Source organism: Gryllotalpicola koreensis, assembly GCF_039538185.1.
Taxonomy (GTDB): domain Bacteria; phylum Actinomycetota; class Actinomycetes; order Actinomycetales; family Microbacteriaceae; genus Gryllotalpicola; species Gryllotalpicola koreensis.
Genome location: NZ_BAABBW010000005.1, coordinates 44,188 through 58,179, shown reverse-complemented (window position 1 = coordinate 58,179; position 13,992 = coordinate 44,188). Strand labels below are relative to the sequence as shown.

Sequence of the window (13,992 nt, the reverse complement as noted above, 5' to 3'; positions counted from 1 at the left end):
AGGTCAGCGCTTCTTGACCGCCGCCGCGAACTCCGCGCCGATGAACGAGCCGTTCGGAACGCCGAGACCGGTCTCGTCGTCGTAGCCGTACGTCGTCTTCTGCGTGTCACCCGCGTCGAAGGTGCCGAGGTAGCTGCCCGCGGTGCTCGCGAAGTGGATGCCGGGGTGCGGCGTCACATCCGAGATGCCGCGTGCACCCACCTCGTAGAGCAGCGGGTTGGCGAAGCCGATCGCGATCGGGCGGTTCTGCTGCGCGAGCGCCTGAATGCCGGCGACGAGCGGCGTGGCGAGGCTGGTGCCGCCCCACGTGGTGATCGAGAAGGTACCGCCGGTGCCGCCGTCCGTGAAGCCGCGGTACATGCCGGTGTACGGGTCGCCGTCGGCGGCGATGTCCGGCACGGTGCGCATCTTGGTCGCGCCGCGCGCCTGCGAGAGGCTGTTCGGCACGGTCGACGTCTGGTACCAGGGCTGTGTGAACAGCTGGCTGGTGCCGCCGCCCGAGCCGCCGTAGAAGTAGTCGCCGGGCACGGGCCCGTCTTCGTACACGGGCGTTGCTCCCGAGTAGTCGACGCGGTCGAACAGCGTCTCCCACCCGGTGCGGGCGACGAGCTGGTCGTTCTTCCCGATGATCTCGCTGGTCGCGCCGACACCCGTCACGTACGGGTCGGAGGCCTGGTACTCGGGCTGCGGGCTCTGGCCGTCGATCACGGTGTCGCCGTCGTCGCCGGTCGCGAAGTAGAAGCCGATGCCCTCGGCCGCGGCCTGCTCCATGATGGCGTGCTCGAGCTTGATCTCGGCCTGGTCGGTCGCGTCCGTCGGCTCGCCACCCCAGCTGTAGGAGTTGGAGACGATGGATGCCGCATGCGTCTCGACGACCCAGTTGGCGGCATCGTCGAGGCCGGTGTCGCAGTCGGTGGCGCCGACGTAGAGCACGTGGGCCCCTGGGGCCATGCCGTGCACGGCCTCGACGTCGATCGCCTCCTCGCCGTTCCAGCCGGCCTCACCGGCGCACTCGTCCTGGTTGACGAACGAGCCCATGATCTTCTCCGAGTACTGACCAGGCGCGAAGGGCCGGTCGCCGAGCGCGGTGGAGGTCTGGTTCGCGTCCGAGAGCATCGTGGGGCTCGCGTACGCGTCGAGGATCGCGACGGTCACCCCCTTGCCGGTGTCGCCCGTGGCGACGGCGCCGGTCGTGCCGTAGAGCTTGCGCAGCTGCGCCGGCGTCTCACCGCAGAGGTAGGTGTTGAACTTCGTCTGCCCGAACGCCTCGGGCAGCGTCTGCTGGTACTCGCCCCAGTAGTCGGAGCACTGCGAAGCCGGCGGCTTCGTCGCGGTCGGCGCAGCCGCGCCCGGTGCGGTCGGCTCGGGCGATGCGCCGCCCGGCTTGCGTGCGGTCTCGCCCTGCGCGAGCCCCGTCACACCGCCCACGACACCGGCGACGGATGCCGGCACGGAAAGCGCCGACGAGGGCGCGTACTGCCTCTTCCCGTCGTGGGAGTAGTTCGCCATCGACGTGTCGAACGCTTTGCCGACCTGGGCGGCGGTGCCCGAGGCGTCGATCCACTTATTGCCCTGCCCAACGGCCGTGACCTGAATGCCCTGACTCGTCAGGAACGACTCGACCGATTTCACGTCGGCGGCGCTCGGCGCGTACCTGGCGTCGTACTGCGCAGGCGTCAGGTACTTGCCGTAGTCCTTGCTCTTCGGGTCGGTGACGTCCGTGATGAGGGCGTCGATGCTCGGCTGATGCGAGTTGTTCACGACGACGCGGAACGGGATCCGCTGGCCGCCGGGGAGATCGCCCTGCTTGTGGCCGGGTGTCGCCCACGACGGCGCGCCGCCGAGGGAATGCCTGCCGGTGTCGGCCGCGTTGGCGGCCGCCGTTCCGGCGAGGGTGGAAAGCAGCACTGCGCCGACGCTGATCGCGACGGCCACGCTGCGGGAGCGGCGAGAACGCACGTATACCTCCGTTGGAATGCGAGACGCTGACCCGCGGGTGGGGGTCAACCTCACTTCTCTAGCGCCGCGCGAGATGCTTCGTCAAGAGCAACTATCGACCGGAGCTCGAAGGGTTACACGTCCGAAACGTGCTCGAATTCGCCTAACCGCCGAGGGCTAGCCGCAGGCCGAGAACCACCATGACGACGGCTATGAGGCCGTCCAGAACACGCCATGAGAGCGGCTTCGCGAACAGCGGCCGCAGGAGCCGCGCGCCGAAGCCGAGCGAGAAGAACCAGATGAAGCTCGCGGTCACCGCGCCGCCGACCCACCACCATCGCGCGTCCGGCGCCTGCTGGTTCGCGATGGAGCCGAGGAAGACGACAGCGTCGAGATAGACGTGCGGATTGAGCCAGGTGAGCGCGGCGACCGTGCCCAGAGCACCGCCGAGACGGATGCCGCGACCGGGCATGCCCGCACCGGCATCCGTCGTCACCACCAGTCCTTCGCCGCCGCGCCTCACCGCGCGCCGTGCCGCCAGGAATCCGTACACCAGCAGGAAGCCGGCGCCGATCACCCGCACCACCGTGAGCACCTGCGGTGCGCGCTGCAGCACCGCCCCGACGCCGGCCGTGCCCGCCGAGATCAGCACCGCGTCCGACACGGCGCACAGCAGGACGACCGGCAGCATGATGCGGCGCGCCGCTACGACGCCGAGGCGCAGCAGGTAGGCGTTCTGCGCGCCGATCGCGACGATGAGGGAGAGGCCGGTGCCGAGGCCGAGCAGGGCGGGGAGCAGGGTGGAGCTGAGTTGCACTCTTCAACGGTAGGTAACACGCCATCAACACACCAGCTAAAGAATCTGAGGCAGCATAAGCTGAGCTAATGATGGAGTTGAACTCTGATCAGCTGCGCACGCTCGTCGCCGTCATCGACGAGGGCACCTTCGACGCGGCGGCGGCGCGGCTGCACGTGACGCCCTCTGCGGTGTCGCAGCGCATGAAGGCGCTCGAGCAGGCGGCGGGCGCTGTGCTGGTCCGCCGCAGCACCCCGATCGAGGCGACGGATGCCGGGCTCGTCGTGCTGCGGCACGCGCGCAAGCTCGCCCTGCTCGACCTCGATCTGGCGCGCGAGCTCGGCGAGGCGGGCCGCGAGGGTGCGGCGCTGTCGGTGCCGATCGCCGTGAACGCCGACTCGCTTGCGACGTGGTTCCTCGACGCGCTCATCGCCCTCGCGCCGCGCACCGACATCGTCTTCGACCTGCGGCGGGAGGATCAGGAGCACACGCTCGAGCTGCTGCGCTCCGGTGAGGTCGCCGCGGCCGTCACGAGCATCGCAGAACCGGTGCAGGGCGCGGTGAGCGCACCGCTCGGCTCGATGCGCTACCGCGCCGTGTGCTCGCCGGCGTATGCCGAGGCACACCTCGGCGGGGTCGCGCACATCAAGCGGATCGCGCAGGCACCCTACGTCGACTTCGACCGCAAGGACCAGCTGCAGCACCGGCTCTACCATGCGGTGATCGGCACGGGCGGCCGGGCACCCCGGCACTACGTGCCCACCTCGGCGGATTTCGCGCGCGCCGTCGTCGGCGGCCTCGGCTGGGGGCTGCTGCCCGACCAGCAGTGCGCGGCCGAACTCGAGCGCGGCGAGCTGGTGCGCCTCGGCGGCGCGCGCAGTGTGCGCGTGCCGCTCTACTGGCAGCGCTGGTCGATCACCTCGCACGTGCTCGACGAGGTGACGGATGCCGTGCGGAAGGCGGCCCGCGGCAGCCTGCTGCGGTGAGGGGCGCCGGGGTGGCCCGCGCAGACGGGCGGCGATTTCGCCCGAAACCGCGCCACCAGCGCGTCCCGCACGGCGTGTCGCCAAAAATCGCCGCCCGTACGCGCGCGGCCGGGCTTACTAGGCTCCCGTGCATGCCCAGGTATCCCGAGATCGAGCCCTACGACAGCGGCCTGCTCGACACGGGCGACGGCAACCTCGTGTATTGGGAGACGTGCGGGAACCCCGAGGGCCTGCCGGTGCTGATCGTGCACGGCGGCCCCGGTTCGGGATGCACCACAGGCAATCGCCGAGCGTTCGACCCCGAGCGGTTCCGCATCATCCTGTTCGACCAGCGCAACTGCGGTCGCAGCCTGCCCCACGCAAGCGATCCGTCGACCGACCTGAGCCTCAACACGACAGAGCATCTCCTCAACGACATGGAGCGGCTTCGCGAGCACGTGGGGGTGGAGTCGTGGATGCTGCGCGGCGGCTCATGGGGAGTGACCCTCTCGCTCGCCTACGCCGAGCGGTATCCGCACCGCGTGAGCGGCATGCTCATGCTCAGCGTCACCTCGACCCGGTTACTGGAGATCGAGTGGCTGTACCGGGGCGCCGGGCGATTCTTCCCCGAGGAGTGGGCGCGGTTCCGCGACTTCCCGGGCCTCGGCGACCGCTACCGGCTTCCGACCGAGAGCAGCCCGCCGATCGCCGGGCTTCTTGCCGCCTACGCCCGGCTGATGGAGCACCCCGATCGCGAGATTCGGGAGAGGGCTGCCGCCGAGTGGCTGGCTTGGGAGGACACGCTCATCTCGCAAGAGAGCAACGGCAGCACGGGGGCGTACTCCAACCGGCCCGACGACGCGAGGCTCGCCCTGGTGCGGATCTGCGCGCACTACTTCTCCAACGGCGGATTCCTCGAAGACGGTGTTCTGATCCGTGAAGCCGGCCGGCTCGCCGGCATCCCCGGCGTCCTGATCCATGGGCGCAGCGATCTCAGCGGCCCCGCCGTCACGCCGTGGGAACTCGCACGCGCATGGCCGGGCTCCGAGCTGATCATCGTCGGCGATTCGGGGCACACCGGCAGCGTCACGATGACCGAGGCGTCGCACGCTGCGCGCGAGCGCCTCTACGACAGGATCGTCGGCTCCGCTCGCCCCTAAGCGCCATGGCGTCTCGACGCCACACGATACTGGTCGGGTGACCCGCGCTCTCCTCCTCGTCGACATCCAGCTCGATTACTTCCCAGGGGGTGCCTTCCCGCTGGTCGAGCCCGAAGCTGCGGCCCAGGCCGCCCGCACCGTGCTCGACGCGTTCCGCGCGTCGGGCGAGCGCGTCGTCCACGTGTTCCACGTCGCCGAGGAGCCGGACGCCACGTTCTTCGTGCCGGGGACCCCAGGTGTCGCGTTCCACCCCGCGGTCGCGCCCCTCGACGGCGAGGCCGTCGTCGAGAAGCATGAGCCGAACAGCTTCATCGGCACGGGGCTCGAGGCGAAGCTGAGGGACTGGGGCGTGACCGAGCTGGTGATCGCCGGAATGATGACCAGCATGTGCATCGACTCGACCACGCGGGCCGCGTCGGAGCTCGGGTTCGCCTGCACGGTCGTCGCCGACGCGTGCGCCGCGCCCGACCTCGTGCTCGGCGAGACGACCGTTCCCGGCCGGCTCGCGCACGCGGCGTTCCTCGCGGCGCTCGACGGCACCTTCGCGACGGTCGTCCCGAGCGCACAGCTGAACCAGTCCGCCGCATGAGCGAGGCGGACCGTGCGGATCAACTCGTCGTCAGGCGGCCTCAGCCCTTCGGGCGACGGGACTTCGGGTAACTCCAATCAGCAGGGGGCGGCCAACTCTCTCTCCCCGTCAGCATGTGGTACGCCGTCCAGCCGAAGTGCTGGTCGAACACTAGGGATTCCAGGAGCTTTCGCCCGTCCTCGCCGCCGAAGCGCCGGATCTTCGCGAGGAAGAATTGCGATGCCGTCTTGGCGGCCGCGCGATCAGTAACCAACTCGACCAGAGCCGTGTAGTTCTTCTTCCCGGCACGCTTGTCGATCGCGGCCGCGAGTCCTTCCTCAAGGTCAGGGTCGCTCGTCCTCAGATACAACTCGACCAGCTCATCCCAGGAAACGGTCTTGGTTGCCGCCTCTAAACCGCGCGCGAGGAACTGTCGAGTGAATCTCTCGATCGTCTGATCGTGCATGAGTTCGAGAACCACCTGGGTGGCCGTAGGACTCAGTGAAGGCCTGACATCGCTCAGCCGCTCAACGCCCGCAATATCCAATCCGACGTCGTGCAACCGCGCGAGAACAATCTGGCTCGAGACCGCGCGTTCTGCCCGGACCCGGTTCCATGCATCGACGTCCATGAGTCGGGAGGCTATCGCGAGCGCCTTGGTCGGAGTGCGGGACCTCCGGTCACTGCACTCGTGGACAATGTGTTGCATGAGCGAAGCGAGCGCCGTCGCCGTCGAGATGCTGTGGGAGCAGGGCGCTCCCGAGGAGATCCTTGCCTCGCGGTTCGGGTTCGAGGGCACGGATGCCGCGAGCCGATGGGTCCTTGAGATGCTGGAGCGGCACTGGGGCATCCACGCGGAGGTCTGCGAGCGGATCGTGATGAGCGATCACAACGCGCTGGCGTGGGTTCGTGCAGCCGACGAGATACTCCTGCTCAAGTGGTCGATCGCGCCGCAGCACTTCCCGCGACTCGCTGCCGTCGCGGAGCTCACGAACTGGCTCGCGTCGCGCGGCATCCCGGTGTCGGCTCTTGTCCCTGCGCTCGACGGAAGCGTTCAGGTAGAGAGCGGGAGCGTGTCGATGGGGCTGCAGCACAAGATCGAGGGCACGATGCTCGATGCCGCCGATGACGCCCAGGTGTACGCGGCCGGAGTCGCCCTGGCGCGGCTGCAGGAGGCGCTGCGGGAGTATCCCGACGCCGAACGGATTCCCGGTATCGAGTCATCAGGCAAGCCGCTCGCCGACCGGGTGACCGGCTGGCTCTCGTCATGCCCCGATCACGTGCCCGAGGCGGCCCGCGCGGCGCTGCGCCGACGCGTCGATGCAGCACCCGCTGACGAGCTGCCCGTGCAGCTCGTGCACTTCGACTATCGCGCAGCGAACATCCTGTGGACGAGCGGCGAGGTCGCGGCAATCCTCGACTTCGAAGAGGCCTGGCTCGACCATCGCGTCGTCGAGCTGGCCCGCTCGGCCGTCCTGCTCGGCACGGTGTTCCACGACTGGAGCCCGGTGTCCACCGAGGTGCGCAACAGGTTCCGCGCCGGCTACGAATCGGAATCACCGCTCACCGTGGTCGAGGCAGCGTGGTGGGATGCGCTGGTGCTCTGGTTCTCCCTCGCGATGATCCCGGCCGGCGACGACCCGCAGGGCTGGGGCGCCGCCGCGCTGAGCCAATTGTCGTGAACATGAAACACGGTGGGGTTAGCCTTCCCGCATGACGCCCGAGGCACTCCTGCTCGACTTCGACGGAACGCTCGTCGACTGGACGGGCGCGCTCGAGGCCGGGGTGCACGCCGCCTCCGCCCAGGTCGCCCGGCTGCACGGACTCGACGCGGCCGAGGTCGCCGAGCGCACGCTCGCCTTCGAAGCCGAGGTGTTCGAGCTGCACGCCACGGGCTGGACGCTGGGCGGCGTCGGCGCACCGGAGCTCGGGCTCGCGATCTGGCGCCGGCTGCTGGGGGAGTACGGCCTCGATGATGACCCCGCCGAGTTCCTCGCCGCGGCGCAGTGGCAGGCCGAGATCGCGGCCTACCGCGCCTACGAGGACGTCGCCGCGCTGATCACAGGGGCGCAGGCGGCAGGCATCCGGCTCGCGCTCGTCACCAACGGGCCGAGCAGCGTGCAGCGCGCCAAGCTCGAGCGGGTGGGATTGACGGATGCCTTCGACGCGCTGCTCATCTCCGCCGAGGTCGGGGCCGCGAAGCCCGACGTGCGCATCTTCGAGGCGGCGCTCGAGGCGCTCGACCTCGAGCCCGCGCAGGTCTGGCACGTCGGCGACAGCCTCGAGTACGACGTCGCCGGCGCGCAGGCGGCGGGCATCGGCAGCGTGTGGATCAACCGCAACGACTGGACCCGCGGCCGCCACCAGCCCGTGCCCGACCGCGAGATCACGACACTGGCTGAACTGACTCTGCTGCTCGAGCGCGCGGCCTGAAGTAGGCCTCCGAGCCGATCAGCCGCTCGCGCAGAGTCGCGGCGGCGACGGGCTCTGCCGGCATCCGCCCACGCCGGCGCAGCTCGGGCACGAGCAGCTCGGCGACGTCTTCGAGGTCGGCGGGATCGAAGATCGGCTCGATGAGGAAGCCGTCGAGGTCGACCTCGTCCATCAAGTGCTCGAGCTGGTCGGCGACCTCGACGGGGTCGCCCCAGACCTGGAATCCGCGCGTGCCCTTGCCCTTGAGGTCGTCGAGGATCTCGCGCACGGTCGGCGCGGGGCGACCGTCCTTCGGCAGGAAGCGGTCGATGTTGCTCTGGCCCATCTGCCCGACGGGGCCGCGGTCATCGCGGTCGAGCAGCTGCGTGAGGTCCCGCGACGGGTCGAGGGCCAGCAGGTCGATGCCCGTGTTGCCCGCGTAGAGCGTCGCGACAGTCTCGTCGGTCTGCATCGCGTCGAACTCGGCGCGCAATTCTTCGGCCTCGGCGTGCGTGGGCCGCACCGTGACCGTGAGGCCGACCATGATGCGGATCGACTCGGGGTCGCGGCCCTGCGCGGCCGCCTGGGCGCGGATGTCGGCGACGTTCGCCGCCGTCTGGGCCACCGTCGTGCCCTGCACGAAGACGCACTCGGCGTTCCGGGCCGCGTACACCCGGCCGCGGCCCGAGGTGCCCGCCTGGAACAGCACGGGCACGCGCTGCGGCGACGGGTCGACCGTGAAGTAGCCGGACGAGCGGAAATGCTCGCCGGAGAACTCGACGCGGTGCAGCTTCTCACGCTCGGCGTAGACGCCGGCTGCGGCATCCGCCCGCACGGCGTCGTCGTCCCACGAGTCCTGCCACAGCCTGAGGGCGAGGTCGAGGTACTCGTCGGCCTGGTCGTAGCGGGCGTCGTGCGCCTGCATCGTCGTGTGGCCGAACAGCTCGGCGATCGTGTTCTGCGAGGCGCCCGTCACGATGTTCCAGCCGACGCGGCCGCCGGTGAAGTGGTCGAGGCTCGCGAAGCGGCGCGCCGTCTGCACCGGGTGGTCGAGGCCCGTCGACGAGGTCACGACGAAGCCGAGGCCCGTGGTCTCGCGTGCGAGCGCGGGAATCAGCACGGCCGGGTCGAGCGACGGGAAGTTGATGCCGCCGCGCGCGGCGGTCTCGGGCAGGTCGCCGTTCACCGACGGGTAGCCGTAGCCGTCGGCGAAGAACAGGAAGTCGAATCCGCCCCGGTCGAGGACCTTCGCGATGTGCACCCAGTGCTCGAGATCGTGGAAGCGGGCGGAGCTGCTGCGGGGGTGCGGCCAGCTGAGGGTTCCGCCGACTTGGGGCCCTGCGACCTCGAACACACCGAGATGGATCGTCTTCATCTGACGATCGAAGCATGCCGGGTGGGGCGGAACGGTCCGTGTGCGAAGAGCGCAACGAGTCCGATACAGCGCCGTAACGCAGCGCGGTTAGCTTCGCAATCACGCATCACCTTCCTGCCCACAGCACGAACCCGACGGGAGCCCCCATGCCCCTTTCCGCCTTCAGCAAGACCGCCGTCGACCGGCGCTCCTTCCTGCGCATCTCCGGCACGGGCGCCCTCGCCATCGCCGGCGCCAGCATCCTCGCCGCGTGCTCGACGGACTCCAAGCCGAGCAGCTCGAGCACCGGCTCGAAGAAGGCCGACTACGGCACGATCGCCATCCAGCTGTCGTGGATCAAGAACATCGAGTTCGCGGGCGAGTACTTCGCAACAGACAAGGGCTACTACAAGGACGCCGGATTCACCGCCGTGAACCTGCTCGCCGGTGGCGGCCAGACCACCGCTGAGGAGGCGGTCACCTCGGGTCAGGCGCTCGTCGGCCTCTCGTCGCCGTCGATCACCGGCCCCGCCGTCGCCCAGGGCGCGCCGCTCAAGATCATCGGCACGACTTACCAGAAGAATCCGTTCTGCCTCATGTCGCTGGCCGAGAAGACGCCGATCAAGACGGTCGCGGAGATGAAGGGCAAGCGCATCGGCGTGCAGTCCGGCGGCAACCAGACCATCTTCGAGGGCTTCCTCAAGGCCAATGGGCTCACCGACAAGGATGTCGAGCTCGTCGCGACGCAGTACGACATCGCGCCGCTGGAGGCCGGCAAGTACGACGCCCACATGTCCTATGTCAGCAACGAGCCGATCCTCGCCAAGCAAGACGGCTACACGCCGGTGCTGCTCGAGCTCGCCGACAACGGGCTGCCATTCGTCGCCGAGACCTTCACGGTGCTGCAGGACACGATCGACAGCAAGCGCGACCTGCTCAAGGCGTTCCTGAAGGCCGAGATCCAGGGATGGACGGATGCCGTGAAGGACCCGGCCGGCTCGGCGAACAAGGCCGTCACCGACTACGGCAAGGACCAGAAGCTCGACGAGACCGAGCAGACCAGCGAGGCCACGGCGCAGAACACGCTGATCCTCACCAAGGACGTCAACGACAACGGCCTGTTCACGATGACGCAGGACCTCATCGACGCGAACATCAAGGCGCTCGGGGTCATGGGCACCACGCTCACCGCCGACAAGCTCTTCGACCTCTCGCTGCTCGACGAGGTCTACAAGGAGAACCCCGAGCTGAAGGTCTCGTTCACCATTCCGGCCGCGTCCTAAGTTAGGCAGCATGTCCCTCAGCACGACCATGATCGCGACGCAGGACCCCGCAGGGGCGCCCGCGCTCGCGACCGGCATCAACATCCAGGGTCTGACGAAGACCTTCACCTCGGGGCGGAAGACCGTCTCAGCCCTGGGGAACATCGAGCTGGGGACGAAGAAGGATTCCTTCCTCTCCCTCCTTGGCCCGTCAGGATGCGGCAAGTCCACGATCCTGCGCATCCTGGCGGGCCTGGAATCGCCCTCGAGCGGCACGACCGCCATCAACGGTGTGTCGTCCGCCGAGGTGCAGCGCAGCCACGAGATCGGCATCGCGTTCCAGGACGCGGCGCTGCTGCCGTGGCGCACCGTCGCCAAGAACATCCGGCTGCCGCTCGAGGTCGCCGGCATCACGCCGGCGCCCGGGCTCATCGACGACCTCATCGAGCTCGTGGGCCTCAAGGGCTTCGAGCACGCGAAGCCCGCGCAGCTCTCCGGCGGCATGCGGCAGCGCGTGTCGATCGCCCGCTGCCTCGTGGTGCAGCCCTCGATCATGCTGCTCGACGAGCCTTTCGGCGCGCTCGACGACATGACGCGCCAGCGCATGAACCTCGAGCTGCAGCGCATCTGGGGCGAGAAGCCCGCCACCACGCTGATGGTGACGCACGGCATCAGCGAGGCCGTGTTCCTCTCCGATGTGGTCGCGGTCATGACGCCGCGCCCCGGCGCGATCGCCGAGCTCGTCGAGATCGACCTGCCCCGCCCGCGCACACCGGAGATCATGCGCTCGCCCGAGTTCCACGCCTACGTCGACCACATCACCGAGATCCTGTTCGGCTCGCACGGCGTGGCGGGTGCGGATGACTGACGTCGAGCACGAGCTCGGCGGCAGCATCGCCCTCGACGTCGAGACCTCTCGGGGAAGCGCCCGCCGGAGCATGCTGGGCGCCATCGCCGGCATCCCGCCGTGGGCCGGCGCGATCATCGGCATCGTCGTCATCATCGCCGTCTGGTGGCTCGTCGCCGCGACGTTCTTCCACCTCACCGGCTCGGTGCCCACGCCGTGGCAGGTCGCGAAGCACCTCGCCGGCGCGCTCGTCGACCCGGTCTACTGGTCGGCGATCGCCGCCACCGGCGGCGCGGCGCTATGGGGCTACGTCTGGGGCAACCTGATCGCCTTCTTCCTCGCGTTCCTGGTGCTCGTCGCGCCGTGGTTCGACGGGCTCGCGACCCAGCTCGCGGTGGTCTGCTCCTGCATCCCCATCACAGCGATCGCGCCGATCGTGACGCTGCTCTCGCACCCGGGCAGCCGCGCAACCTCGATCTTCCTCGCCGCCCTCAGCGTCATCTTCACGACCGTCGTCGGCTCGCTGCTCGGCCTGCGCGCGGCGAGCCCCACCCAGCTCGACGTCATCAGCGCCTACGGCGGCGGCCGCATCACCCAACTCGTCAAGGTGCGGCTCATCGCCGCGCTGCCGAGCATCATGGCGGCCCTCAAGATCGCCGCACCCGCAGCCTTCCTGGGATCGGTGCTGGGGGAGTACTTCCTCATCGGCGTCGACAAGGGCCTCGGCATCATGCTGCTCGCCGCGCAGGCCTCGGCCAATCCCATCAGCCTGTGGACCCTGGCGCTCATCTCAGGCGGCGTCGCCGGTCTCGCCTACTGGGTCATCGGGCTCGTCGGCCGCCTCGTGAGCCCCTGGTCGTCGGGGGAGCAGCGATGATCGCGTACGCGCTGAGGCGCATCGGCATCACGGTGGCCACAGTCGTGGCATCCGTCGTCATCCTGTGCCTGCTGTGGCAGCTCGCGCTCGTGCTGCTGCACGCGAACCCGCTGATCTCGCGGACCCCGCTCGGGGTCTTCGAGTATCTGTTCAGCGCGCACCAGACCACGACCACGACCGCCGCCCAGCACCGCGCGCAGCTCGTGACCTGGATGTGGACGACGCTCTGGCACGCCGCCTGGGGCTTCGTGATCGGCGTGCTCGCCTCGATGGCGGTCGCCGTCGCGTTCACGCTCGTGCCCGTCGTCGAGTTCATGTTCATGCCGATCGCGATGCTGCTGCGCACCGTGCCGCTGCTCGCGATGGCGCCCGTCATCTACCTCGTGTTCGGCAACGGGCTCGTCACCGCATCGCTCGTCGGCACGGTCGTGGTGTTCTTCCCGCTGCTCGTGAACCTGACCCTCGGCTACCGCTCGGTGAGCGCGCAGCAGACCGACGTGATCCGCGTCTACGGGGGCGGCGCGTGGACGGTATGGCGCAAGGTCTCGTTCCCGCACGCCCTGCCGCACTTCTTCGCGTCCTTGCGCATCGCCGTGCCCGGAGCGATCACCGGCGCGATGCTCTACGAGTGGCTGTTCACCTTCGAGGGGCTCGGCGCCGGCATCAACACCGCGAAGTCGCACTTCGACTACGGCGGCATCTGGGCGATCGTCGTGTTCGTCACCGGCCTGTCGATCCTCGGCTACACCATCGCGTCGATCGTCGAGACGATCGTGCTCGCCGAGTGGGGTCCCGACGCGGGCCGGGCTGGCAGCCGGTGAGCGCGCGCGAGCTGCGGGCTCTTCCCAAGGCGCATCTGCACCTGCACCTCGAGGCGGCGATCCGCCCGGCGACGCTCGCCGAGCTCACCGAGCGGCACGGTCTCGAATGGGTCGTGCCGCCGTTCACCGACTTCTCGATCTTCAGCACCACGTACCGCACTCTGCTCGCGGTGCTGAGCATGCCCGAGAACCTCGCCCGCCTGATCGACGAGACCGTCGCCGACGGCGCGGTCGACGGGGCCGTGTACCTCGAGCTCTCCGTCGTCCCGAACTTCTATGCCGACGTCTTCGGCACCGCCCGCGAGGCGCTGCGCTTCCACCTTGAGGTCGCTCGGGCCGCCGCCGAGCGGCACGGCGTCGAGGTCGGGCTCGCCATCGGCATCGACCGCACGCTTCCGCTCGAGCAGGCGATCGACGACGCGCGGCTCGCCGCGGAGTTCGCCGGCGAGGGCGTCGTCGCGCTCGGACTCGCGAACGACGAGCGCGGCTACCCGGTGGCCGACTTCGCGCCGGCGTTCCGGATCGCGGCGGATGCCGGGCTGCTCGTCACCCCGCACGCGGGCGAGCTGTGCGGCCCCGACGAGGTGCGCGCGGCCGTCGAGGTCTGCGAGGCCGACCGCGTGCTGCACGGTGTGCGCGCCATCGAGGACCCCGCGGTCGTGGCGCTGCTCGCGCAGCGCGGTGTCCCGCTCGACGTGTGCCCGACCTCCAATGTGCTGCTCGGCGTCGCCGCGTCGCTCGCGGAGCATCCGCTGCCCGCCCTGCTCAAGGCGGGCGTGCGGTGCTCGATCAACGCCGACGACCCGATCCTGTTCGGCCCGGGGCTGCTCGACGAGTACGAGACCGCCCGTGCCGGAATCGGCCTCAGCGACGAGCAGCTCGCGGCGTGCGCGCTCACCTCGATCGAGACGTCGGGAGCGTCGCAGAAGGTGAAGCAGCGGGGAGCCGCAGGCGTGGCCGCCTGGCTCGCCGCGTGACGGCGGCTCGATAAG

At 69.5% G+C, this 13,992-nt stretch carries 14 protein-coding genes; 10 read left to right on the top strand and 4 right to left on the bottom strand.

Translation table 11 applies throughout. The features are described from left to right. Window positions 1–3 precede the first annotated feature (3 nt). Together ABD708_RS14695 and ABD708_RS14690 are read right to left on the bottom strand one after the other, a co-directional pair. The gene (locus tag ABD708_RS14695; protein WP_344755769.1) at window positions 4–1,959 is read right to left on the bottom strand and encodes a S53 family peptidase; all 1,956 of its coding nucleotides are present in this window, start codon (window positions 1,957–1,959) and stop codon (window positions 4–6) included. A gap of 142 nt (window positions 1,960–2,101) precedes the next feature. Further along, on the bottom strand, window positions 2,102–2,755 hold the full coding sequence (locus ABD708_RS14690) for a LysE/ArgO family amino acid transporter (RefSeq protein WP_344755767.1): 654 nt from the start codon (window positions 2,753–2,755) through the stop codon (window positions 2,102–2,104). A 68-nt stretch (window positions 2,756–2,823) separates the two neighbouring features. Between ABD708_RS14690 and ABD708_RS14685 the strand changes: the two genes are divergently transcribed. From ABD708_RS14685 to ABD708_RS14675, 3 genes are all read left to right on the top strand, one after another. Then, window positions 2,824–3,720: a LysR family transcriptional regulator ArgP gene (locus ABD708_RS14685; protein WP_344755765.1), complete on the top strand. Its 897-nt coding sequence runs from the start codon at window positions 2,824–2,826 to the stop codon at window positions 3,718–3,720. Between the two features lie 131 nt (window positions 3,721–3,851). Next, complete coding sequence (gene pip / locus ABD708_RS14680; RefSeq protein ID WP_344755763.1) at window positions 3,852–4,859, top strand: prolyl aminopeptidase; 1,008 nt, start codon at window positions 3,852–3,854, stop codon at window positions 4,857–4,859. 37 nt (window positions 4,860–4,896) lie between these two features. Then, a complete protein-coding gene (locus ABD708_RS14675) occupies window positions 4,897–5,448 on the top strand; it encodes a cysteine hydrolase family protein (protein ID WP_344755761.1) in 552 nt (183 codons plus the stop codon). Between the two features lie 40 nt (window positions 5,449–5,488). Here the strand turns inward: ABD708_RS14675 and ABD708_RS14670 are convergent, their stop codons facing one another. After that, window positions 5,489–6,058, bottom strand: coding sequence for a hypothetical protein (locus ABD708_RS14670; RefSeq protein WP_344755759.1), 570 nt, complete (start codon window positions 6,056–6,058; stop codon window positions 5,489–5,491). A gap of 76 nt (window positions 6,059–6,134) precedes the next feature. Between ABD708_RS14670 and ABD708_RS14665 the strand changes: the two genes are divergently transcribed. Together ABD708_RS14665 and ABD708_RS14660 are read left to right on the top strand one after the other, a co-directional pair. Further along, window positions 6,135–7,109 carry a phosphotransferase gene (locus tag ABD708_RS14665; protein ID WP_344755757.1) on the top strand — a complete coding sequence of 325 codons (975 nt, stop codon included), beginning with the start codon at window positions 6,135–6,137 and terminating at the stop codon, window positions 7,107–7,109. 31 nt (window positions 7,110–7,140) lie between these two features. Beyond that, window positions 7,141–7,860 (top strand): HAD family hydrolase, encoded by a 720-nt coding sequence (locus tag ABD708_RS14660; protein ID WP_344755755.1) that lies wholly within the window; start codon window positions 7,141–7,143, stop codon window positions 7,858–7,860. Here ABD708_RS14660 and ABD708_RS14655 read toward each other — a convergent pair. After that, window positions 7,814–9,214, bottom strand: a complete 1,401-nt coding sequence (locus ABD708_RS14655; protein WP_344755753.1) for an NtaA/DmoA family FMN-dependent monooxygenase — start codon at window positions 9,212–9,214, stop codon at window positions 7,814–7,816. The genes ABD708_RS14660 and ABD708_RS14655 overlap by 47 nt on opposite strands. 146 nt (window positions 9,215–9,360) lie before the next feature. On the opposite strand from ABD708_RS14655, the gene ABD708_RS14650 reads away from it, so the two are divergent. Genes ABD708_RS14650 through add form a run of 5 tightly spaced genes read left to right on the top strand, consistent with a single transcriptional unit; the run spans window position 9,361 to window position 13,977 of the window. Then, entirely contained in the window at window positions 9,361–10,476 is a 1,116-nt protein-coding gene (locus ABD708_RS14650; protein WP_344755751.1) for an ABC transporter substrate-binding protein, read from the top strand. A 10-nt stretch (window positions 10,477–10,486) separates the two neighbouring features. Beyond that, window positions 10,487–11,323 (top strand): ABC transporter ATP-binding protein, encoded by an 837-nt coding sequence (locus ABD708_RS14645; protein ID WP_344755749.1) that lies wholly within the window; start codon window positions 10,487–10,489, stop codon window positions 11,321–11,323. Beyond that, on the top strand, window positions 11,316–12,179 hold the full coding sequence (locus ABD708_RS14640; RefSeq protein WP_344755747.1) for an ABC transporter permease: 864 nt from the start codon (window positions 11,316–11,318) through the stop codon (window positions 12,177–12,179). Before ABD708_RS14645 ends, ABD708_RS14640 begins: the two co-directional genes overlap by 8 nt. After that, complete coding sequence (locus tag ABD708_RS14635) at window positions 12,176–13,000, top strand: ABC transporter permease (protein WP_344755745.1); 825 nt, start codon at window positions 12,176–12,178, stop codon at window positions 12,998–13,000. The genes ABD708_RS14640 and ABD708_RS14635 overlap by 4 nt, the downstream gene beginning before the upstream one ends. Then, window positions 12,964–13,977, top strand: a complete 1,014-nt coding sequence (gene add, locus ABD708_RS14630; protein ID WP_344755743.1) for an adenosine deaminase — start codon at window positions 12,964–12,966, stop codon at window positions 13,975–13,977. The genes ABD708_RS14635 and add overlap by 37 nt, the downstream gene beginning before the upstream one ends. Window positions 13,978–13,992 lie beyond the last annotated feature (15 nt).

Coding starts and splice junctions, on each gene's coding strand:
- ABD708_RS14685 (WP_344755765.1), top strand. CDS start 2,824: ATGATGGAGTTGAACTCTGATCAGCTGCGCACGCTCGTCGCCGTCATC.
- pip (WP_344755763.1), top strand. CDS start 3,852: ATGCCCAGGTATCCCGAGATCGAGCCCTACGACAGCGGCCTGCTCGAC.
- ABD708_RS14670 (WP_344755759.1), bottom strand. CDS start 6,058: ATGGACGTCGATGCATGGAACCGGGTCCGGGCAGAACGCGCGGTCTCG.
- ABD708_RS14665 (WP_344755757.1), top strand. CDS start 6,135: ATGAGCGAAGCGAGCGCCGTCGCCGTCGAGATGCTGTGGGAGCAGGGC.
- ABD708_RS14660 (WP_344755755.1), top strand. CDS start 7,141: ATGACGCCCGAGGCACTCCTGCTCGACTTCGACGGAACGCTCGTCGAC.
- ABD708_RS14655 (WP_344755753.1), bottom strand. CDS start 9,214: ATGAAGACGATCCATCTCGGTGTGTTCGAGGTCGCAGGGCCCCAAGTC.
- ABD708_RS14650 (WP_344755751.1), top strand. CDS start 9,361: ATGCCCCTTTCCGCCTTCAGCAAGACCGCCGTCGACCGGCGCTCCTTC.
- ABD708_RS14645 (WP_344755749.1), top strand. CDS start 10,487: ATGTCCCTCAGCACGACCATGATCGCGACGCAGGACCCCGCAGGGGCG.
- ABD708_RS14640 (WP_344755747.1), top strand. CDS start 11,316: ATGACTGACGTCGAGCACGAGCTCGGCGGCAGCATCGCCCTCGACGTC.
- ABD708_RS14635 (WP_344755745.1), top strand. CDS start 12,176: ATGATCGCGTACGCGCTGAGGCGCATCGGCATCACGGTGGCCACAGTC.